The sequence below is a fragment of the Mesorhizobium loti CJ3sym genome, assembly GCF_000472785.1.
Lineage (GTDB): Bacteria > Pseudomonadota > Alphaproteobacteria > Rhizobiales > Rhizobiaceae > Mesorhizobium > Mesorhizobium loti_E.
Genome location: NZ_AXAL01000015.1, coordinates 16,546 through 38,541 on the forward strand (window position 1 = coordinate 16,546; position 21,996 = coordinate 38,541).

Below are 21,996 nucleotides of genomic sequence, written 5' to 3' on the forward strand. Positions count from 1 at the left end.
ATTCCCAGGGGAATTGCTCTAGTGAACAGGGAGCATTGGCGGATGGCCGTGAAGGGACCGAAGCGAGCCTTCGACCTCGTCGCGACAGCCCTGCTGTTGCTGGTGACGTCCCCTGTTTTGTTGCTCTGCGTCCTGGCCGTGCGGGCATCGTCGCCCGGTCCGGCGATTTTTTCCCAGACGCGGGTCGGCCGCGATGGCGCGTTGTTTCGCTGCCACAAGTTGAGGACGATGTATCAGGGAACGCCGTCCTTGCCGTCGCACGAAGCGCCCGCGCATGCCGTGACTTCGGTCGGAAGGGTCCTGCGGAAATTCAAGCTCGATGAGCTGCCGCAATTCTGGAATGTTCTGCGGGGCGAGATGAGCCTGGTCGGACCGCGCCCATGTCTGCCGACACAGACGGAATTGATCGAGCGTCGCAGGCGGCTGGGGGTTTTGGCAGCACGTCCGGGCATTACCGGCATGGCGCAGATCAGGGGCATCGACATGTCGAATCCGCGGCTTTTGGCGCAAACGGATGCCGCCTATCTCAGGACGGCGTCATTCTGGCTCGACCTTCGTATCCTGTTTGGAACGCTCTATCGCAGCGGAGGCGGTTGAGCGTTTCCGAGCCGCGCTATCTCGGCCAGCCGCTCAAGCGTGCCTGTTTCCGGCAGCCAGCCTTCGGATACGAGCAGGGACGGGTCGCATATCTGCGTCGCGGTCATGCTGTCCCAGGATGTCCGCTTGCCCAAGAGGATCGCGGCTGCCCGCAGTGGCCCGGCCGGCACGGCCATTAGGCGCGTCGGCCGCCCGAAACCGTAGCGAAAGGCGCCGACAATGGCAGCGATCGAAACCGGCGGCACATCGCTGGCAACATGGATCGGGCGCAGCGGCTCCGAATGGCTCAGCAGATGCCATATCGCGCCTGCCGCCGACTGCGATGACATGAGCGAGCGGGTTCCGGTCAGGGCGCCTGTCGGCAGCGGCAAGGCCGTGTCGGCCAGCCGCATCAGCATCGCCATATTCCCTTTCATGCCACTGCCATAGACCGGGGGCAGCCGCAGCACCGTGGCGTCGGGGCGGCCATGCGACGCATAGGCTTCCAGCACCCTGATCTCCGCTTCACGCTTCGAGCGCCCATAGGCGCATTGCGGATCGGGCATCGTGTTCTCGTCGATCGTCGCGCTGACGCGCGCGCCAATCACGGCCCGGGTCGAGGAGAGATGGATGAAGCGTCCGCTTGCCTGCGTGGCCGCGGCATGCGCCAGCCGTGCGCTCAGTTCCGTATTGGCCGCCCGAAAATCGGCTTGGGTGGCGTTGCCCTGATCATTGTTCAGGCCGGCGCAATGGACAATGTCGGTAACATCGCTGGTGAGTGCAAGGAAGGCCGCGGCCGAGGCATCGAAACCGGGCATCGGCATGGCATCGAAGCCCGGATCAAGTTTCTCCGGGTGGCGGGATGCAAGGCGAAGCTCGATGCCGGCCAGATGAAGCCGATGGACCACCTGGCGGCCGATGAAGCCTGTCGCGCCTGTAACCAGGACTTTCATTGCCTTGCCCGCAACGGCTAATGGGGAACTGGTGGGAGAGCTTCCGCCAGCAGAACCTGGCGGCCAGAAGCAAGATATGTTCCGCTTACCAGAAACACCATCAGCACAGAGTCTAGAATGTCGTGACCAACCAGGATGCCTGTCATTCCGGCTGTGAGATAGGTAATCACCACGATGACAATCATGGTGGCGCCGAACCGCTCGATCGGGTCCGCGCTGTTGCGCAGGACCAAGGCGGCATTCCTGGCTGCAACCACAAAGATCGCCGCCAGCGTCACCGCGCCCAGGATTCCGGCCTGCACCAAGGCGGTCAGGAAGCCATTGTGGAAATGATTGAAGCCGGCATCCATCCCGAACTGGTCCCGAAAGCCCTGTTTTATCAAGTACTGGGTGGCGCCCACGCCATGTCCGAACAATGGGGTCTCGCGGAACGACTTCAGGCCTATGTCCCAAAGGGCAACTCGGAAACCCAACGAGGTGTTGTAGTTGCCCTGTGTCCCAAGTGCATCCCAGTCGGCGCGCAGAAAGTCGACACGCCCGGATATCGTCTGGAAGCCGACAGCCGCGACCACGACGCCAACCGCCAACAGCAGCAACAGCAGGCGAACGGCATTCCTGCCTCTCAGCCGCTGCTGGTTGATCAGCAAGACAGCAATGCCGGCGATCAGCAGCGACAGCCAGATAATGCGCGTCCCGGAATAGACAATGGCGATCGTCCCGCTAAGCGCTGCGCAGATAAAGGCGTTCCTGTGTCTCTCGATACCCGACAAGGCTCCAGCCACACAGACCATTACGGCAAGGGAGAGGACCTCCGCGAACACTATCGCATTGCCGGCCCCGCCCTTGGCCCTCATCCCCAGCCAATATTGCTGGACAACGGCCAGCAGCAGCGCGACGAAACAGGCGGCAAGGCTGCTGAACACGATTATGCGGACAAGCGTGGTTTTCTGCGAGATGCTCCAGGTCGAATAGGAGATGGGGAAAAGCAGGAACGTCACGAGCGGAATAAGGCGTGGCGCATCCTGGACGATCGCGTTGTTGACGATGGACGCCACGAGATTGGCCGCGCAATAGGCATAGATCGCGATCGTCAGCGCCATCATCGCCCTGTCGGTGTTGAAGCGCCTCTTCTTCAAGGCGATCAACAGGGCGGACCACAGGCCGCCGCCATTGAACGCGAAGCTAACCAGCGATCCCAGGACCGGTGGAAAAAAGAAGCAAAGGGTGGAGAAGTAGATATTGATCCGCGACGGCGTGAGTTGCGGTCTCATGGACGAAAGCCGGTTCAAGTTTCGGGCTCGCTATTCTCGAGTAGCTCTAGGCGGCACATCCTGTCCAGCGGAACCGAATGTGCTCGCCTCGAAATTGCCCATGCCTGATGACGCATCTTGCCCGCTTCCGGAGGTTTGTATAGTGGCTGGGCTGTCTTTTCGATAGTGCGGCGGGGCTGGTTGTCACCGAAAATCGGCGGCCCGGCGGTCGTCGATTGGGAAATGGCTCCAGAAGCGTTTGTCATCACGTTCTCCCGAGCAATTTTTTTCCTGCGTTTCTTCGGGCCAGGGCCTTGCGAACAGAAATTTCCGGGTTCCGGCGAAAGCGTGGAAAATTCATTCTCGAACCGGCTGCTGCCGGGGCTTGTCTTGCATTGTTCTGCCGTGCGCTGATCTGCTAGAACGCCCGCACGAAACACGTTGTCCAGAAGCGAAGCTTGAATCGGCCATAAAGGCCCCATCATTTGACGCAAGGTCTTCTGCGAGAAAGCACGAGAGAACGCTCACAGTCGATGACAATAGCGCTTACGCATCTGCAGCGGCTTGAAGCCGAATCCATCCACATCTTCCGCGAGGTTGCGGCCGCCTTCGCCAAGCCGGTCATGCTCTATTCGGTCGGCAAGGATTCATCCGTTTTGATGCATCTGGCGATGAAGGCGTTCTATCCGGCCAAGCCGCCGTTCCCGTTCCTTCATGTCGACACGACATGGAAATTCCGCGAGATGATCGCATTTCGCGATCAGATGGCGCAAAAACTCGGCTTCGACCTTTTGGTTCATGTCAACGAAGACGGCGTGCGCGACAACATCAACCCGTTCGATCACGGTTCGAACACCCACACGCATGTGATGAAGACCGTGGCGCTGCGCCAGGCGCTCGACAAATACGGTTTCGACGCCGCTTTCGGTGGTGCCCGCCGCGACGAGGAAAAATCACGCGCCAAGGAGCGCATATTCTCTTTCCGTAACGCCCAGCATGTGTGGGATCCGAAGAACCAGCGGCCCGAAATGTGGAAGATATTCAACACGCGCATCGCAGCGGGTGAATCGATCCGCGTCTTCCCGCTGTCGAACTGGACCGAGCTCGATATATGGCAGTACATCCTGCAGGAGAATATCCCGATCGTGCCGCTCTATTTCGCCAAGGAACGGCCGGTGGTGGAACGCGACGGCATGCTGATCCTCAAGGACGACGACCGTATGAAACTGCGCCCCGGCGAGACGGTCGAGAACCGGCTGGTCCGGTTCCGCACTTTGGGCTGCTATCCGTTGACCGGCGCCATCGAATCCGATGCCGACACGCTTGAAGCCATCGTCGGTGAGATGCTGACCGCGCGCACCTCCGAGCGGCAGGGCCGCCTGATCGACCGTGATGAAGCCGGCTCCATGGAAAAGAAGAAGCGCGAGGGGTATTTCTGACCATGCGCCACATCATGGCAAAAAGCCTCGCACCCACCGACAGCGTCCGCGACTATCTGGCCGCACAGGAGAAGAAGTCGCTGCTACGCTTCTTGACCTGCGGTTCGGTCGATGATGGCAAGTCGACGCTGATCGGGCGCCTTTTGTCCGACACCAAGCAGATTTTCGAGGACCAGCTCGCCGCGCTCGAACGCGATTCGCGCAAGCATGGTACCACCGGCGACGACATCGATTTCGCTCTGTTGGTCGACGGCCTCGAGGCCGAGCGCGAACAGGGCATCACCATCGACGTCGCGTATCGCTTCTTCGCCACGCCGAAGCGCAAGTTCATCGTCGCCGACACGCCGGGCCACGAACAGTACACCCGCAACATGGCGACCGGCGCCTCGACCGCCGATCTGGCGATCGTGCTGATCGATGCCCGGCAAGGGGTGCTGCGCCAGACCAGGCGCCATTCGATCATCGCCTCGCTGCTCGGCATCCGCCACATCGTGCTGGCCGTCAACAAGATCGATCTCGTCGATTTCGATCAGGCGGTTTTTGACCGGATCGTCGAAGAATACCGGCAATTCTCGCGTGATCTCGGCTTCCAGACCATCGCGCCGATCCCGATGTCGGCCCGCTATGGCGACAACGTCAGCGGCCGCTCGCAGAACATGAAATGGTATTCCGGCCCGACTCTGATCGAGCACCTTGAGACCGTTTCGGTCGAAGAGGCTGCCGTCGAGCAGCCGTTCCGTTTTCCGGTGCAATACGTCAATCGCCCCAATCTCGATTTCCGCGGTTTTGCCGGCACGATCGCCTCCGGCGCCATCGCGCAAGGCGACGAGGTCGTTGTCGCCAAATCCGGCAAGTCGTCGCATGTCAAACGCATTGTCGCTTATGGCGGCGATCTTGAACAGGCGGTGGCCGGCCAGGCCATCACGCTCGTTCTTGACGACGAGGTCGAGGTCTCGCGCGGCAACATGCTGGTTTCGCCGGCCGCCCGGCCGCAGGTCGCCGACCAGTTCGCAGCCAACATCGTCTGGTTCGACGAGCATGCGCTGCTGCCCGGCCGTTCCTACATCCTGCGCACTGAAACCGACCAGACCAGTGCCACCGTCACCGACCTGAAATACCGCATCAACGTCAACGACTTTGCCCATGAGGCGGCCAAGTCGCTGGAGATGAACGAAGTCGGCATCTGCAACATCTCGACGCGGGCGCCGATCGCCTTCGATCCCTTCGCCGAGAATCGCACCACCGGCGCCTTCATCCTGATCGACCGCATCAGCAACGCCACGGTCGGCGCCGGCATGATCCTGCATTCGCTGCGTCGCGCCGAAAATATCCACTGGCAGTCGCTCGATGTCGGCAAGCGCGTGCGCGCCGACATGAAGAACCAGCGGCCAGCGGTGTTCTGGTTCACCGGGCTTTCGGGTTCCGGCAAGTCGACCATCGCCAATTTGTTCGAGAAGAAGCTGTTCGCCACCGGCCGCCACACCTATATTCTGGACGGTGACAATGTGCGTCACGGTCTCAACCGCGACCTTGGCTTTACCGACGCCGATCGCGTCGAGAACATCCGCCGCGTCGCCGAAGTCGCCAAGCTGATGGCTGATGCAGGACTGATCGTCATTGTCTCATTCATCTCGCCGTTCAGTGCCGAGCGGCGCATGGCCAGGGAATTGATGGCCGATGGTGAGTTCATCGAGGTGTTTGTCGACACGCCTTTCGAGGAATGCGCCAGGCGTGATCCGAAGGGCCTCTATGCCCGCGCGCTGAATGGCGAGATCAAGAACTTCACCGGCGTCGATTCGCCTTACGAAGCGCCGGAAAAACCGGAAATCCATCTGAAGACGCTCGGCAGATCGGCGGAAGAGATGGTAGACGCCCTGGAACACTGGCTGAATGAGCGTGACATTGCCGAAGACCAATACGACAACGGCGGCGGCATCTGACGACAGGCCGATGCTCGACATCTTCGAGCAGCTGGCGCTGGCCGCCGGACGCGAGGTCATGCGCGTATTTCACGCCGGCTGCGCGGTCGACCACAAATCAGACGCCTCGCCGGTGACCGAGGCGGACCGCGAAAGCGAGAAGATCATTCTCGCCGGCCTGCGCGCCGCATTTCCCGACATTCCCTGCGTGGCCGAGGAGGAAGCCGCGGCCGGCATCATGCCGACCGATCTTGGCGACACCTTCTTCCTCATCGATCCGCTCGACGGCACCAAGGAATTCGTCAATCGTCGCACCGATTTCACCGTCAACATAGCGCTTGTCCGCCATGGCGTGCCGGAAGTCGGCGTCGTCTTTGCGCCTTGCACGGGCCGCTTCTTTTCCGGCCTGCCGGGCAGGGCGGAAGCCCTCGAAATCGATGCCGACTACCAGATCGTCGCTCGCCGGCCGATTTCGGTGAGAACGGCAGCAGTGCCGCTCGCCGTGGTTGCCAGCCGCTCCCACAACACGCCGGAAACCGAAGCCTATATTCGCGACCTCGGTAGCGCCGAGATCGTCTCGGTCGGATCCTCCTTGAAATTTTGTCTTCTCGCCAGCGCCGAGGCGGACGTCTATCCGCGCTTCGGCCGCACCATGGAATGGGATACGGCCGCCGGCGACGCGGTGCTGCGCGCGGCGGGCGGCACGACACGCACGCTGGATGGCAAACCCCTGGTCTATGGCAAACGCGACCAGGCCGATGACGAGGATTTTGCCAATCCGCATTTCATCGCCAGCGGCAGGGCAGGGGCCAGCCCCGCCTGAAACCAGCGGGGTGGTTACTCGGCCGCGGCCTGCGCCGAGTTCGAGCCGATATAGTTGCGGATTGTCTCGATGATCCGGTCCTGGTCGTTCTCGCTGAGATAGGCGTGCATCGGCAGGCACAGGATGCGCTTCGGCAAGTCTTCCGACACGGCAAGACCGGTCGGCGTGCGCGGGTAGTCGCGATAGGCGACCTGGGCATGCAGCGGCTTGACGTAGTAGATGACCGACGGAATGCCCTTTTCGCCGAGATGCGCCTTCAGACCATCGCGCTTGGGCGTTTCGATGGCGTACTGCGCCCAGGCCGAACGGCTGCCGTCGAGGTTGCGGGCTGCGGTAACGATGTCGCCAAGCCCTTCTGCGTAACGGTTAGCCACCACCTGGCGCGCCACCATCTCGTCTTCGAGAATGGCCAGCTTTTCGATCAGGATCGCCGCCTGGATCGTGTCGAGTCGCGAATTGATGCCGACGCGGACATTGTCGTATTGCGTCTCGCCCTTGCCGTGGAAGGCGAAGGATCTGAGCTTGTCGGCCAACTCGTCATCGTTGGTGAACATGGCGCCGCCGTCGCCGTAACAGCCAAGCGGCTTGGCCGGATAGAAGCTGGTCGCGCCGACATGGCCGAAGGCACCGCACATCTTGCCGTCAAGCGACCCGCCCGTCGACTGGGCGGCATCCTCTATCACCAGCAGCCCCTCGCGGTTGGCAATGGCCATGATGGCGTCATAGTCGGCGGCAAGGCCGAACAGATCGACCGGGATGATCGCCTTCGGCTTCAACCGGCCTTCCTTCTTGATCATGCCGATGGCGGCTTCGAGGCTGGCGATGTCGATGTTGTAGGTGTGGGGATCGACATCGACGAAAACAGGTTCCGCCTTGGCCAGCGCCACCACTTCGGCCGTGGCAGCGAAGGTGAAGCTCGGCACGAACACCGCGTCGCCCGGGCCGATACCGGCGGCAAACAGCGGCAAAAGCAGCGCATCGGTGCCGTTGGCGCAGGCCACGACATGCTTGGTGCCGATGTAGGCGGCAAGCTTGTTCTCGAATTCGGTGACCTGCGGCCCGAGGATATAGCGGCCCTCTTCGACGACACGGTCGATTGCGGCCTTCAGCCGGTCGCGGATGCGTTCGCGCTGCGCGCCAAGATCAATGAACTGCATGTCGGCCTCAAAAAACGGTTCGAACCAGGCGGTTTAGCCAGATAACGGCCCGCTGGTACCAGAGTTGCGCCTGCCGAGAAAGCCGGACACGCAGATCCGCGAATTGCTGAGGTGCCGCAGTCTGTTACCTCTGATTTTACGCGACTCCTGGCGAGATGCCGGAAATCCGGGCTTCGTCAGGCGCAATTGTGCCTTTATAGTCCCACGGAGCGGTCCTGCGAAACATAAAGTGATCGGCTGGCTCGACTTAAGTTGAGCGTTGCTCAGGTGATTTCATGCCGCCACGGCGGATTGGCACCCGCGCGTGACACGGTCACCGCCGCTGCCTTGGCACCAAGCGACAGCGCCTTGCCGATGGCGTCTTTCGTGAGGCTGCCTATGGCCGCCTTCGTCAGCAAGCCCTGTTCATGCAGGGAGGCGAGGATGCCGGCGTTGAACGTATCGCCCGCGCCGACCGTGTCGACCACTTCGACTTTTTCCGGCATCACGGTGACAGAGTGGTCCTTGGTGTAGCCGACAGCGCCTTCGCTGCCATGGGTGACGACGATCAGCTTGGGGCCGCGGTCGAGCCAGTTGCGGATGACATCCTCGTGCGAACCGGCTTCGCCGAACCAGTTCAGGTCTTCGTCCGACAGTTTCACGATGTCGGCCATCGCCATCATGGCGCGGATGCGCCTGAGGTGCTTTGCCTTGTCCGGGATGAAGTTCGGCCGGATGTTGGGATCGAGCATCATGACGCGGCTTGCATGCTCGCGCTTCATGAACTCCTCATAGGCACTGCCGGCAGGCTCCGAGATCAGGCTGATGGCACCGAACAGCATGGCCTCGATCTCGCTGCCGAGCGTTGGCAGGTCGTCGATGGTCAGCAGGCGGCCCGCGGTGTTCTCGTCGTAGAAGGTGTAGGTCGCCTGGCCGTTGGTGAGCTTCACGAAGGCCAGTGTCGTCGGCCTGGGCGAGGTGTGGGCATAGGTGGAACTGACCTTGCTCGCACCCAGTGCATCCCTGAACTGGCCGCCGAACAGATCCGACGACAGGCCCGAAAAGAAGCCGGCCGGCGCGCCCAGCCGGCCAAGCGCGATGGCCGTGTTGAACACCGCGCCGCCGACATAGGGAGCAAAGGCCGGCTCACCCTGCGTCGTGGTGCGCGGCAGCATGTCGATCAGGGCTTCGCCGCAGCAAAGGATCATGTTTTTTTGGTCTCCGGCGGATAGATCACGCCCTTGCGGATGATGATGTTGGCGTAAAGCCGCGGCTCGCTTGTGGCGACGATGGCATGCGCCGATTTGACCCGTGCATAGAAGTCGGCGCCGGCCAAGGCAACCACCTTGCGGCCCGGCGCGCGTTTGGCACAGATCGCCTCGATCTCATGATGGACGGGATCGGCAAGCGACGGGTCGCCCTTCACGGATGCGCGAAACAACGCTTCGGGCACCGCATCGTCCACCGGCAGGACGCTCAGGATCGCATCGAGCACTGGAATGAGCGCATGACCGTCGGCGCGGATCAGGCGTCTCGCCTGCTCCTCGGCCGGGTAGTTTCCGTCGACAAGGGCGATCTCATCGCCATGGCCCATGGCGCGCAATGTCGCCAGAAGCTCCGGACCGAGCAGCGCCGGGATTCCGATCAGCATTCAGGCGCTCCTGGAAATCGTCGTCGAACCGATGAGGAAGCGTTCCGAAAGCGGCAGGCTGGCGCCGCCGAGCGCCCGGGCGTGGATGCCGACGGTTCCTTCGCGAACGGCGGGAAGTTTCAGGCCTTCGCCGTCGATCGTCGCGATGGCGGCGATAATGGCATCGACCAGCCGGCGTCGCACCGCCTTCGGCATCCAGCCGTCGATCACTGCCGCCTCGAAATCGATGACCGAGGACGCCGCGACGATGGCATAGGCAAGCGCCTGCGAGGCGCTGGCGATCCAGTCGTCGAGTTCCGAGCCTATCTCGCCCCAGTCCTCGGGCGATGTCCACAGATGCGAGGCCTCGACGCCACGGGCATTGAGCGCTTTTTCCAGCATGGCGATCGAGGCCACGTCGATCAGTTGGGTCGGCTTTCCGTCCGGCCCGGGTACCGGCATGGAGCCGAGCGCGCCGGCATTGCCGGTCGGGCCGCCGAACAACCGGCCGTTGAGGACGATGCCGCCGCCGGCAAAGGCGCCGATGTAGAAATAGACGAAGTCACGCGCGCCGCCCGCCTGGCCGAAGACGAGTTCGGCGCCGCAGGCCGAGGTGGCGTCGTTCTGCAGATAGACCGGAAACTCACATTGCCCCTGGATATCGGCCCTGATGTCGCGGTTACGCCATTCGTCCATGACGTCGCGCGGCGCACCGGCGGTATCGGCCCAGTTCCACAGTTCGAACGGCATGGCGATGCCGAGGCCGGCAATGCGCTTGTCCTGCGCCGGTGTCAGTTCGCCACGCATCTTCTTCATGCCTGATGTGACGAATTCCACCGTCTCGCGCGGTGCCGGATAACGGTAGGAGTGCTGCAGCATCGCGCGCACGTGCCCAAGAAAATCGATCAGCACCAGTTCCGCGCTGCGGCGGCCGATCTTGAGGCCGATGAAGAAAGCGCCTTCGGGATTGAGCGCCATCGGAATGGAGGGCTGGCCGATCTTGCCGCGCAACGGCGCCTGGCGCACGAGCAGGCCTTCTTCTTCCAGTTCGCGCATGATGACCGAAACCGTCTGCGCCGAAAGTCCGGTCATGCGGGCGATGTCGGACTTCGCCAGGCTGCCGTGCTGGCGCACCAGCGATAGCACCAACCGCTCGTTGTGGTCGCGCATGCCGCTCTGGTTGGTGCCGCGGTGAATCAGGCTGTCATTCGCTTCGGGCGAACCGTGCCTCGCAATGGCGGTCTCCACCCTGTTCCTCCCGTCGTTTCTTCTCGATGCTTTTGGGCCAGAATGAGTGAACGGCGCAAGGCTGTCAATAATAAATAAGAGTGATTTAATTATTGACAGAAGTCCCGGTCTGGTGTCTGTTGAAGCAGCGTCCACGCTGGGAGAAATTCGTTGGATGCGCTGTGGATGTCGGTTGGCCGGCATCCGGAATTGGTTCCACTGGGAGGAAAATCGTGACCAATACAAAACTGTTGAAGTCCACCGTCTTTGCGGCGGCGGCCCTGGGCCTGATGGCGTTTGCCTCGTCCGCATCGGCGGCCGGTGTCGGCGCCTGCCTTATCACCAAGACCGATACCAACCCCTTCTTCGTCAAGATGAAGGAAGGCGCGACCGCAAAGGCCAAGGAACTCGGCGTCGACCTCAAGACCTACGCCGGCAAGATCGACGGCGACAGCGAGAGCCAGGTTGCGGCGATCGAAAGCTGCATTGCCGACGGCGCCAAGGGGATCCTGATCACCGCTTCCGACACCAAGGGCATCGTGCCGACCGTGAAGAAGGCGCGTGATGCCGGCCTGCTGGTGATAGCGCTCGACACGCCGCTCGACCCGATCGACGCGGCCGATGCGACCTTCGCCACCGACAATCTCGAGGCCGGCAAGCTGATCGGCGCCTGGGCCGCGGCCACCCTAGGCGACAAGGCCAAGGACGCCAAGATCGGCTTCCTCGACCTGACGCCGTCGCAGCCGACCGTGGACGTGCTGCGTGACCAGGGCTTCATGATGGGCTACGGCATCGACGTGAAGGACCCCAACAAGATCGGCGACGAAACCGATCCGCGCATCGTCGGCCACGACGTCACCAATGGCAACGAGGAAGGCGGCCGCAAGGCGATGGAGAACCTGCTTCAGAAGGACTCCGGCATCACCGTCATCCACACCATCAATGAGCCGGCCGCTGTCGGTGCCTACCAGGCGCTCAAGGCCGTCGGCCTTGAAAAGCAGGTGCTGATCGTCTCGGTCGACGGTGGCTGCCCCGGCGTGAAGTCGGTTACAGAAGGCGTGATCGGCGCGACATCGCAGCAATATCCGCTGCAGATGGCGGCGCTCGGCATCGAGGCGATCGCAGCCTTCGCCAAGGACGGAACCAAGCCGAAGCCGACCGAAGGCAAGAACTTCTTCGACACCGGCGTCAACCTGGTGACCGACAAGCCGGCCACTGGCGTGAAGTCCATCGACACCAAGGAAGGCCTCGCCAAGTGCTGGGGCTAATGCCGGTCTGACTGGCAACAAAACAACCGAAACGGCCGGGGGGACTTGATCCCCGGTCGCTTCGGGTGGACGATGGGTCGCGTGACCGCGAACAATCCCGGCGATAGACCGGAAAGGCGTGGACGGGCGTCAGCGATTGGCTGACCCCTCACGGGGAGGAAACATGGCTCAAGCTCAGGAATTCGAGAAGGTTCTCTCGAGCAGCGACACCAGCGTCGCCGCTTTTGACGAGCACAAATCGGCCGTCAAGCGCATCCAGCATTTCCTGCATTCGACGCCGGCCGCTGTGCCGCTGATCGTGCTGGTCCTGTCGATCGTTATCTTCGGCATCGCCATCGGAGGACGTTTCTTTTCGTCCTACACGCTGACACTGATCCTGCAGCAGATTGCCATCATTGGCATTCTGGGGGCCGCGCAGACGCTGGTCATCCTGACCGCCGGCATCGACCTGTCGATTGGCGTGATCATGGTGATTTCAGCTGTGATCATGGGTAATTGCGCGGTCAGTTACGGCATGCCGAGCGTGCTCGCCGTGGCGATCGGACTCGCCGCCGGCGCGGCATGCGGGCTGCTCAACGGGCTGCTGGTCGCCTACATGAAATTACCGCCCTTCATCGTGACGCTCGGCACCTGGAACATCGTCATGGCCACGAACTTCATCTATTCGGCCAATGAGACGATCCGCGACACCGACGTCGACGCCCAGGCGCCGCTGCTGCATCTGTTCGCCCTGAGCTTCAAGATCGGCACGGCGGTGCTGACGCTCGGCGTCATTGCCACAGTCGTGCTCGTTTTGATCCTCTGGTACGTGCTCAATCACACGGCATGGGGTCGCCATGTCTACGCCGTCGGCGATGACCAGGAGGCGGCGAAACTGTCGGGTATCCAGACCAAGAAGGTGTTGATGACGGTCTACACTCTTGCCGGGCTGATCGCTGCTTTCGCTGCCTGGGTCTCTATCGGCCGCAACGGCTCGATCTCACCTTCGGCCGCCGTCACCGACTACAATCTGCAGGCCATCACCGCGACGGTGATCGGTGGTATTTCCCTGTTCGGCGGGCGCGGCTCGATCCTGGGCACGCTGTTCGGCGCGATGATCGTCGGCGTCGTCTCCATGGGTCTCAACATGCTGGGCGCCGATCCGCAGTGGAAAGTGCTGCTCACCGGTGTGCTGATCATCGGCGCCGTGGCGATCGACCAATGGATCAGAAAGGTTTCGGCATAATCATGACCCAGGAACCCATCCTTACCGCGCGCGGGCTGGTCAAACGCTACGGCCGCGTCACCGCCCTCGACAATGCCGACTTCGACCTTTATCCGGGCGAAATCCTCGCCGTCATCGGCGACAATGGCGCCGGCAAATCATCGCTCATCAAGGCGATTTCCGGCGCGGCCGCGCCGGACGAAGGCGAGATCCGGCTCGAAGGCAAACCCGTCGCCTTCAAGTCGCCGATGGAAGCACGCGAAGCCGGCATCGAGACGGTCTATCAGAACCTGGCGCTCTCACCGGCCCTGTCGATCGCCGACAACATGTTCCTCGGCCGTGAGATCCGCAAACCCGGCTTCCTCGGCCAGTGGCTGCGCATGCTCGACCGCCCGGCAATGGAAAAGCGTGCCCGCGACAAGCTCACCGAACTCGGCCTGATGACCATCCAGAACATCAGCCAGGCGGTGGAAACGCTCTCTGGCGGCCAGCGCCAGGGCGTGGCGGTGGCGCGCGCCGCTGCCTTCGGCAGCCGGGTGGTCATCATGGACGAGCCGACTGCTGCCCTCGGCGTCAAGGAGAGCCGCCGCGTGCTTGAGCTGATCCTCGACGTCAAGAAGCGCGGCCTGCCGATCGTGCTGATCTCGCACAACATGCCGCATGTCTTCGAAGTGGCCGACCGCATCCACATCCACCGCCTGGGCCGTCGCCTCTGCGTCATCGACCCCAAGCAGTATACGATGTCCGATGCCGTTGCCTTCATGACCGGAGCAAAGGCTCCCCCGGAGGCAGCGCTGGCAGCCTGACTGCCAAGTTGCCGCAGGCGCTCTTGGTTGCGCAATCGCCTAAATCGATTGAACATCCTGAAAGATGCGCTAGCATGGGCTGGGAGGATTGACGAAAGCCGGTATGATCGGGGCAACCGCACGAGAGGCAGCATGACGCGCGCGATGACATCCGAAACCCTTCCACCACTGCTCGAAAACCCTGATCCGAAGACGCTCGCAAGAGAAGTTCTGATGGCCCTCAAATACAGGGTCGGCAAGGACACCACCGTCGCAACCCAGTACGATTGGCTGACCGCCTCGATCAAGGTCGTGCGCGACCGCATCATCGATCACTGGATGGAGGCGACCAAGGAAGCCTACGACCAGCAGGAAAAGCGGGTTTACTACCTGTCACTGGAATTCCTGATCGGGCGCCTGATGCGCGACGCCTTTTCCAATCTCGGCCTGATGGAGAACATGCGCGAGGCGCTGTCCTCGCTCGGCGTGAACCTCGACCTGATTGCGGCACTGGAGCCGGACGCCGCGCTCGGCAATGGCGGCCTCGGCCGGCTCGCCGCCTGCTTCATGGAAAGCATGGCGACAGTCGACATCCCCGCCCACGGCTACGGCATCCGCTACGCCAACGGCATGTTCCGCCAGGAGATCCACGATGGCTGGCAGGTCGAACTGCCCGAGACCTGGCTCGACCATGGCAATCCGTGGGAGTTCGAGCGGCGTGAGCGCTCTTTCGATGTCGGCTTCGGTGGCTCGGTGGAATCGGTCACGTCGAAGGACGGCCGGCTCGAGCGCCATGTCTGGAAGCCGACCGAGCACGTCCTGGCCGTCGCCTACGACACGCCGGTCGTCGGCTGGCGTGCGAACCGCGTCAACACGCTGCGGCTGTGGTCGGGCATGCCGGTCGATCCGATCCTGCTCAGCAAGTTCAATGCCGGCGATCACATCGGCGCGCTGGCCGAAAGCAACAAGGCCGACGCGCTGTCGCGCGTGCTTTACCCCGCCGATTCCCATATGGCCGGCCAGGAACTCAGGCTTCGGCAGGAATATTTCTTCTCCACAGCCTCGCTGCAGGACATCGTCCAGCGGCATCTCAGCCAATATGGCGATCTGAAGTCGCTGCCCAACAAGGCGGCTATCCATCTGAACGACACCCATCCGGCGATCGCGGTGCCGGAGCTGATGCGCCTGCTGATGGACGTCCACGGCATGGACTTCGATCTCGCCTGGGATGTTACAAAGCGCACCTTCGGCTACACCAACCACACGCTTCTACCCGAGGCACTGGAAAGCTGGCCGGTGCCGCTGTTCGAACGGCTTCTGCCGCGCCACATGCAGATCGTCTACGCCATCAACGCACAGGTGCTGCTCGAAGCGCGCGCCACCAACCAGTTCTCGGACGAACAGATCAGCCGCATTTCGCTGATCCAGGAGAATGGCGACCGCCGGGTGCGCATGGGCAATCTCGCCTTCGTCGGTTCGCACTCGATCAACGGCGTCTCGGCGCTGCATACCGAGCTGATGAAGGAAACGGTGTTTGCCGATCTGCACAAGCTCTATCCCGATCGCATCAACAACAAGACCAATGGCATCACGCCGCGGCGCTGGCTGATCCAGTGCAATCCGGGGCTGACGTCGCTCGCCCGCGAAGCGATCGGCGACCGTTTTCTCGACGACATCGAGGCAATCAAGGGGCTCGACACCTTTGCCGATGACAGCGCGTTTCGCGACAAGTTCGCCGCAGTCAAGCGACAGAACAAGGCGCGGCTGGCCAATCTCGTCGCCGACCGGCTCGGCATCAAGGTCGACCCCTCGGCCCTGTTCGACATCCAGGTCAAACGCATCCATGAATACAAGCGCCAGCTTCTGAACATCCTCGAGGCGATCGCGCTTTACGACCAGATTCGCTCGCATCCGGAGCGGGACTGGATGCCGCGCGTGAAATTCTTCGGTGGCAAGGCCGCGCCCAGCTATCACAACGCCAAGCTGATCATCAAACTCACCAACGACGTCGCCAAGGTCATCAACGGCGATCCGTCGGTGCGCGGCCTGCTGAAGGTGGCGTTCGTGCCGAACTACAATGTCAGCCTGGCCGAGGTGTTGATGCCGGCCGCCGATCTCTCCGAGCAGATATCGACCGCCGGCATGGAAGCGTCGGGGACCGGTAACATGAAGTTCGCGCTCAACGGCGCGCTGACCATCGGCACGCTCGACGGTGCCAATGTCGAGATCAAGGAGCATGTCGGCGACGACAACATCTTCATCTTCGGCCTGACCACCGCGGAGGTCGCCGAGCGGCGCAACAACGGCTACAATCCGCGCGCCGTGATCGAAGCATCGCCCGAACTGGCGCAAGCCGTGGCCGCTGTTTCGTCGGGCGTCTTCTCGCCGGATGATCCCAACCGTTACCGCGACCTCATCAACGGTCTCTACGACAGCGACTGGTTCATGGTCGCCGCGGATTTCGATGCCTACACCGCCGCCCAGCGCGAGGTCGACGCCGTCTGGCGTAACAGTCCGGACTGGTATGCCAAGGCAATCCGCAACGTCGCGAGGGTGGGCTGGTTCTCATCTGACCGCACGATCCGCCAATACGCGAAAGAAATCTGGAACGTGCCCGCCTGATGTGATTGCATGAGGCCACGAACAATGTGGTCCCGGTGATGTGCGTTGAATGTCAATTCACACCACCAGAAATAACCACCTGGTGCCCGGGGAGGGACACTGCCTGATGACGAAGCCGCGCGCGACCGCTGCGACAAGCGGGCCGGACGGACTGGCGCCAGCCAGCGATGTTGCGGCGATTGTCGCCGGCACGCACGGAGATTCGTTTGCTGTCCTTGGTGTCCATGAGGTTGGCAAGAGCCTGTTTGCCCGTTGCTTCGTTCCGCATGCCGAGACGGTCACCGCCTATACGCTGACGGGTATCGCAGCCGGTGAGCTGTTGCGGCGAGACGACGGCGGCTTCTTCGAAGGCAAATTGTCGATCAAGAAGCGGCAGCCGCTGCGCTATCACGCGCGCAATGCTGGCGGTGACTGGTGGCTGACCGATCCCTATTCGTTCGGCCCGGTGCTCGGTCCGATGGATGACTATTACATCGCCCAGGGATCGCACCTCAGGCTGTTCGACAAGCTCGGCGCGCATGTCATCGAGCACGAGGGCGCCACCGGCGTCCATTTCGCCGTATGGGCTCCCAATGCGCGGCGCGTCTCGGTGGTCGGCGATTTCAACGACTGGGATGGCCGCCGCCACACGATGCGCGATCGCCGCGACACCGGCATCTGGGAACTGTTCGTGCCCGACATCGGTGCCGGGCGACCCTACAAGTACGAGATCATTGGGCCCGATGGCGTCAGACTGCCGCTAAAGGCCGACCCGTTTGCGTTCAAATCCGAACTGCGTCCGGCCACCGCTTCGATTGTTGCCGTGCCGCCGGCGCATGAGTGGGGCGACGAGGCGCACCGCAATTTCTGGCGCAATGCAGATCACCGGCGTGAAGCCATCTCGATCTACGAAGTCCACGCCGGTTCCTGGCAGCTTCGCGATGACGGTACGTTCCTGTCATGGGACGAAATGGCTGACCGGCTGATCCCCTATGTGGTCGAAACCGGTTTCACGCACATCGAATTCATGCCGATCTCCGAGCATCCCTATGACCCGTCCTGGGGCTATCAGACGACCGGCCTCTATGCGCCGTCGGCCCGCTTCGGCGATCCGGACGGTTTTGCCCGTTTCGTCGATGGCGCGCACCGCGCCGGCGTTGGCGTCATACTCGACTGGGTGCCGGCGCATTTTCCGGTCGACGCGCATGGCCTGGCCCATTTCGACGGCACCGCGCTCTACGAACATGCCGATCCGCGCAAGGGTTTTCATCCCGACTGGAACACCGCGATCTACAATTTCGGTCGACGTGAGGTGGTGTCGTTCCTTGTCAACAACGCGCTGTTCTGGGCCGAGAAATATCATGTCGACGGTCTGCGCGTCGATGCGGTCGCCTCGATGCTTTATCTCGACTATTCGCGCAAGGCCGGCGAATGGATCCCCAACGAGAAGGGCGGCCGCGAGAACCTCGAAGCGGTGTCCTTCCTGCAGAAGATGAACAAGGAGGTCTACGGCCACCATCCGGGCGTCATCACCATCGCCGAGGAATCGACCTCATGGCCGAAGGTTTCGGCGCCGGTGCATGAAGGCGGGCTCGGCTTCGGCTTCAAGTGGAACATGGGCTTCATGCACGACACGCTGGAGTATTTTGCCAAGGAGCCGATTTTCCGCAAGCACCACCACAATGACCTCACCTTCGGCCTGACCTACGCCTTCTCGGAGAATTTCGTGCTGCCGCTCTCGCATGACGAGGTCGTGCATGGCAAAGGCACGCTACTGGGCAAGATGGCCGGCGACGACTGGCAGAAATTCGCGACCTTGCGTGCCTATTACGGCTTCATGTGGGGCTATCCCGGCAAGAAGCTCTTGTTCATGGGGCAGGAGTTCGCGCAGCGGCGCGAATGGAGCGAGGCACGCGCGCTCGACTGGAACCTGCTGGATTTCCGGCCGCATCGAGGCGTCTGGCAGACGGTGCGCGATCTCAACTATCTCTACCGGTCGCGCCCGGCGCTGCACGGCCGCGACTGCGAGCCGGAAGGGTTTTCCTGGCTGATCGTCGACGACAGCCAGAATTCGGTTTTCGCTTGGCTACGCAACGCGCCGGGCGGCAGCCCGGTGGCCGTCATCTCCAACTTCACGCCGGTGCCGCGCGACAATTATCGCGTGCCGCTGCCGAAGGCCGGCAAGTGGCGCGAAATCATCAACACCGACGCTTCTGCGTATGGCGGCTCCGGTATGGGCAATGGCGGCATGGTCGAGGCAAGGGCGGACGGCAAAGGCATCTCGGCAACGATGCTGTTGCCACCGCTGTCGACGATCATGCTTGAACTCGTTGCCGACTGAACCCGTCGGGGCCGAGTAACATGGCGAGACTTGAGTAACTTGGGAGGGTAGAAATGGCAGACTTGAAACGGACACAGCCGCTGGCGCGCGATGCCATGGCCTACGTGCTGGCCGGCGGCCGTGGCAGCCGGCTCAAGGAATTGACCGACCGACGTGCCAAGCCGGCGGTCTATTTCGGCGGCAAGACGCGCATCATCGACTTTGCGCTGTCCAACGCGCTCAACTCCGGCATTCGCCGCCTTGGCGTGGCCACCCAGTACAAGGCGCATTCGCTGATCCGCCATTTGCAGCGAGGCTGGAACTTCCTGCGGCCCGAACGAAACGAAAGCTTCGACATCTTGCCGGCCAGCCAGCGCGTCTCTGAAACGCAATGGTATGAAGGCACCGCCGACGCCGTTTACCAGAACATCGACATCATCGAGGCCTATGGCCCGGAATACATGGTCATCCTCGCCGGCGACCACATCTACAAGATGGATTACGAGCTGATGCTGCGTCAGCATGTCGACGCCGGCGCCGATGTCACGGTCGGCTGTTTGGAAGTGCCGCGCATGGAAGCGACCGGCTTCGGCGTCATGCATGTCGATGCCAAGGACAACATCATCGCCTTTGTTGAAAAACCCGCCGACCCGCCCGGCATTCCCGACAGGCCGGAGTTTGCCCTGGCCTCTATGGGCATCTACGTCTTCAAGACCAAGTTCCTGATGGAGCAGTTGCGTCGTGACGCTGCCGAGCCCGGCTCGAGCCGCGACTTCGGCAAGGACATCATCCCCTATATCGTCCAGCACGGTAAGGCGATCGCCCACCGCTTCGCCAAGTCCTGTGTCCGCTCGACGATGGAAAACGAGGCCTATTGGCGCGATGTCGGCACCGTCGATGCCTATTGGGAAGCCAATATCGATTTGACAGACATCACGCCGGAACTCGACCTCTACGATCGCGACTGGCCGATCTGGACCTATGCCGAGTTGAAGCCGCCGGCAAAGTTCGTTCATGACGAGGATGGCCGGCGTGGTTCGGCCGTGTCCTCGCTCGTCTCGGGCGACTGCATCGTCTCGGGTGCGTCGCTGAAAAGAAGCCTGATCTTCACCGGCGCGCGCATCAATTCCTATTCGACGCTGGAAGAGGTCGTCATGCTGCCCGACGTTCATGTCGGCCGGAACGCAAAGTTGAAGCGCGTCGTCATCGACCATGGTGTTAGGATACCGGAAGGGCTGGTGGTGGGCGAGGATCCGGTGCTCGACGCCAAGCGTTTTCGCGTCTCCGAAAAAGGCATCTGCCTGGTCACCCAGGACATGATCGACAAGCTGAAGCTTTAGGAGCTATTCCAGGAAAAGTGGGAAGCGGTTTTCCGTCCGGAATTGCGCAAAACAAAAATTGGACAGGATCCATAGACGCATGCAGGTTCTGTCGGTCACGCCCGAGATTTTCCCGCTGATCAAGACCGGCGGGCTTGCCGACGTGACCGGCGCGCTGCCCATCGCGCTCGCTGCCAAGGGCGTGACCATGCGCACGCTCATTCCCGGCTTTCCCGTGGTGATGGATGCCTTCAAGAAAAAGAAGGCTGTTTACCAATACCCGCTGCTGCAGGGCGGCAAGGCTTCGGTCCATGCCGTCCAGATTGCCGGGCTCGACCTGTTCGTGCTCGACGCGCCGCATCTGTTCGACCGCCCCGGTGGCCCCTATGGCAATGCTGCGGGCGCGGATTGGCCGGACAATTGGCGGCGCTTCGCGGCGCTGAGCCAGGTTGGCGGTGACATCGCCGGTGGTGCCATCTCAGGCTACCAGCCTGACATCGTCCACGCCCATGACTGGCAGTCGGCGATGACGCTGGCCTATATGCGCTACGGCAAGGCGGTCGGCGTGCCGTCGATGATGACCGTCCACAACCTCGCCTTCCAGGGCCAGTTCGGCGCTGGCATCTTTGGCGAACTCGGCTTGCCCGCGGTCGCGATGGCGCTTGACGGCGTCGAATATTATGGCGGCGTCGGCTTCCTCAAGGCCGGCCTGCAGGCCGCCTGGGCGATCACCACGGTCAGCCCGACCTATGCGCAGGAAATCCGCTCGGCGGAATTCGGCATGGGCCTCGACGGCCTGATCAACATGCGCTCCAGTGACCTCTACGGCATCGTCAACGGCATCGACACCGACATCTGGAATCCGGAAACCGACAAGCATCTTGTGTCGGCCTATTCTGCCGGAACACTCAAGGCCCGCCTTCCCAATCGGGCGGTTGTCGAGGACCGTTTCAACCTCGACCGCGATGACAGCCCGATCGTCTGCGTCATCAGCCGGCTGACCTGGCAAAAGGGCATGGATATTTTGGCCACCGTGATCGACGGCATCGTTGCGACCGGTGCACGCCTGGCCATACTGGGCTCCGGTGATGCCGGCCTCGAAGGCGCGCTGCTTGCCGCTGTTGCACGCCACCGTGGCCGCATCGGTGTGGTCGTCGGTTATGATGAGGGGCTGTCGCACACCATGCAGGGCGGCTGCGACGCCATCATCATCCCGTCGCGCTTCGAACCCTGCGGACTGACCCAGCTTTACGGTCTGCGCTACGGCTGCGTGCCGATCGTTGCCCGCACCGGCGGCCTGGCGGACACGGTCATCGATGCCAATGAAGCCGCCGTTTCCGCCGGCGTTGCCACCGGCTTTCAGTTCGCGCCCAACAATGGCGTTGCCATGCTGCACGCCATCCGCCGCCTCGTCGATGCACATGCCAATCCGGCTATCTGGGAATCGCTGCAGCGCCAGGGCATGAAAGCCGATGTGTCCTGGGACAAGAGCGCGGAAAAATATGTCGAACTCTATCGCCTGCTGCTTTCGAAAAAGGTTGCCTGA

18 protein-coding genes are annotated in these 21,996 nt (G+C 62.2%); 12 read left to right on the forward strand and 6 right to left on the reverse strand.

Features of this window, described 5'->3' with window-relative positions; translation table 11 throughout:
- Positions 1-42: 42 nt before the first annotated feature.
- Entirely contained in the window at positions 43-597 is a 555-nt protein-coding gene (locus tag A3A9_RS0120860; RefSeq protein ID WP_202596398.1) for a sugar transferase, read from the forward strand.
- Here the strand turns inward: A3A9_RS0120860 and A3A9_RS0120865 are convergent.
- Positions 576-1,529 carry an NAD-dependent epimerase/dehydratase family protein gene (locus A3A9_RS0120865; RefSeq protein ID WP_027060505.1) on the reverse strand — a complete coding sequence of 318 codons (954 nt, stop codon included), beginning with the start codon at positions 1,527-1,529 and terminating at the stop codon, positions 576-578. The two genes, A3A9_RS0120860 and A3A9_RS0120865, sit on opposite strands and share 22 nt — an antisense overlap.
- Before the next feature lie 17 nt (positions 1,530-1,546).
- The gene (locus tag A3A9_RS0120870; protein ID WP_027060506.1) at positions 1,547-2,818 is read right to left on the reverse strand and encodes an O-antigen ligase family protein; all 1,272 of its coding nucleotides are present in this window, start codon (positions 2,816-2,818) and stop codon (positions 1,547-1,549) included.
- A 162-nt stretch (positions 2,819-2,980) separates the two neighbouring features.
- On the opposite strand from A3A9_RS0120870, the gene A3A9_RS39185 reads away from it, so the two are divergent.
- From A3A9_RS39185 to cysQ, 4 genes are all read left to right on the forward strand, one after another.
- A complete protein-coding gene (locus A3A9_RS39185; RefSeq protein WP_033838698.1) occupies positions 2,981-3,193 on the forward strand; it encodes a hypothetical protein in 213 nt (70 codons plus the stop codon).
- A gap of 119 nt (positions 3,194-3,312) precedes the next feature.
- Entirely contained in the window at positions 3,313-4,218 is a 906-nt protein-coding gene (gene cysD / locus A3A9_RS0120875) for a sulfate adenylyltransferase subunit CysD (RefSeq protein WP_027060507.1), read from the forward strand.
- Positions 4,219-4,220: 2 nt separating this feature from the next.
- Positions 4,221-6,158, forward strand: a complete 1,938-nt coding sequence (cysN, locus tag A3A9_RS0120880; RefSeq protein WP_027060508.1) for a sulfate adenylyltransferase subunit CysN — start codon at positions 4,221-4,223, stop codon at positions 6,156-6,158.
- 10 nt (positions 6,159-6,168) lie between these two features.
- Positions 6,169-6,960, forward strand: a complete 792-nt coding sequence (gene cysQ / locus A3A9_RS0120885) for a 3'(2'),5'-bisphosphate nucleotidase CysQ (RefSeq protein ID WP_027060509.1) — start codon at positions 6,169-6,171, stop codon at positions 6,958-6,960.
- Between the two features lie 14 nt (positions 6,961-6,974).
- Here cysQ and A3A9_RS0120890 read toward each other — a convergent pair whose 3' ends face one another.
- From A3A9_RS0120890 to A3A9_RS0120905, 4 genes are all read right to left on the reverse strand, one after another.
- Positions 6,975-8,117 (reverse strand): DegT/DnrJ/EryC1/StrS family aminotransferase, encoded by a 1,143-nt coding sequence (locus tag A3A9_RS0120890; protein ID WP_027060510.1) that lies wholly within the window; start codon positions 8,115-8,117, stop codon positions 6,975-6,977.
- Positions 8,118-8,380: 263 nt separating this feature from the next.
- Complete coding sequence (locus A3A9_RS0120895) at positions 8,381-9,304, reverse strand: carbohydrate kinase family protein (protein ID WP_027060511.1); 924 nt, start codon at positions 9,302-9,304, stop codon at positions 8,381-8,383.
- Entirely contained in the window at positions 9,301-9,747 is a 447-nt protein-coding gene (locus A3A9_RS0120900) for an RbsD/FucU family protein (RefSeq protein WP_027060512.1), read from the reverse strand. Before A3A9_RS0120900 ends, A3A9_RS0120895 begins: the two co-directional genes overlap by 4 nt.
- The gene (locus A3A9_RS0120905) at positions 9,748-10,974 is read right to left on the reverse strand and encodes an ROK family transcriptional regulator (protein ID WP_027060513.1); all 1,227 of its coding nucleotides are present in this window, start codon (positions 10,972-10,974) and stop codon (positions 9,748-9,750) included.
- Between the two features lie 269 nt (positions 10,975-11,243).
- On the opposite strand from A3A9_RS0120905, the gene A3A9_RS0120910 reads away from it, so the two are divergent.
- The 7 genes from A3A9_RS0120910 to glgA all read left to right on the forward strand — a co-directional run bounded on the left by A3A9_RS0120910 (position 11,244) and on the right by glgA (position 21,996).
- The gene (locus A3A9_RS0120910) at positions 11,244-12,221 is read left to right on the forward strand and encodes a sugar ABC transporter substrate-binding protein (protein ID WP_430515894.1); all 978 of its coding nucleotides are present in this window, start codon (positions 11,244-11,246) and stop codon (positions 12,219-12,221) included.
- Positions 12,222-12,384: 163 nt separating this feature from the next.
- Positions 12,385-13,446 (forward strand): ABC transporter permease, encoded by a 1,062-nt coding sequence (locus A3A9_RS0120915; protein WP_027060514.1) that lies wholly within the window; start codon positions 12,385-12,387, stop codon positions 13,444-13,446.
- A 2-nt stretch (positions 13,447-13,448) separates the two neighbouring features.
- Complete coding sequence (locus tag A3A9_RS0120920; RefSeq protein WP_027034295.1) at positions 13,449-14,231, forward strand: ATP-binding cassette domain-containing protein; 783 nt, start codon at positions 13,449-13,451, stop codon at positions 14,229-14,231.
- Between the two features lie 132 nt (positions 14,232-14,363).
- Positions 14,364-16,832, forward strand: a complete 2,469-nt coding sequence (locus A3A9_RS0120925; protein ID WP_027060515.1) for a glycogen/starch/alpha-glucan phosphorylase — start codon at positions 14,364-14,366, stop codon at positions 16,830-16,832.
- 106 nt (positions 16,833-16,938) lie between these two features.
- Complete coding sequence (gene glgB / locus A3A9_RS0120930; RefSeq protein ID WP_027060516.1) at positions 16,939-19,152, forward strand: 1,4-alpha-glucan branching protein GlgB; 2,214 nt, start codon at positions 16,939-16,941, stop codon at positions 19,150-19,152.
- 53 nt (positions 19,153-19,205) lie between these two features.
- The gene (gene glgC, locus A3A9_RS0120935; RefSeq protein WP_027034298.1) at positions 19,206-20,471 is read left to right on the forward strand and encodes a glucose-1-phosphate adenylyltransferase; all 1,266 of its coding nucleotides are present in this window, start codon (positions 19,206-19,208) and stop codon (positions 20,469-20,471) included.
- A 79-nt stretch (positions 20,472-20,550) separates the two neighbouring features.
- A complete protein-coding gene (gene glgA, locus A3A9_RS0120940; RefSeq protein ID WP_027060517.1) occupies positions 20,551-21,996 on the forward strand; it encodes a glycogen synthase GlgA in 1,446 nt (481 codons plus the stop codon).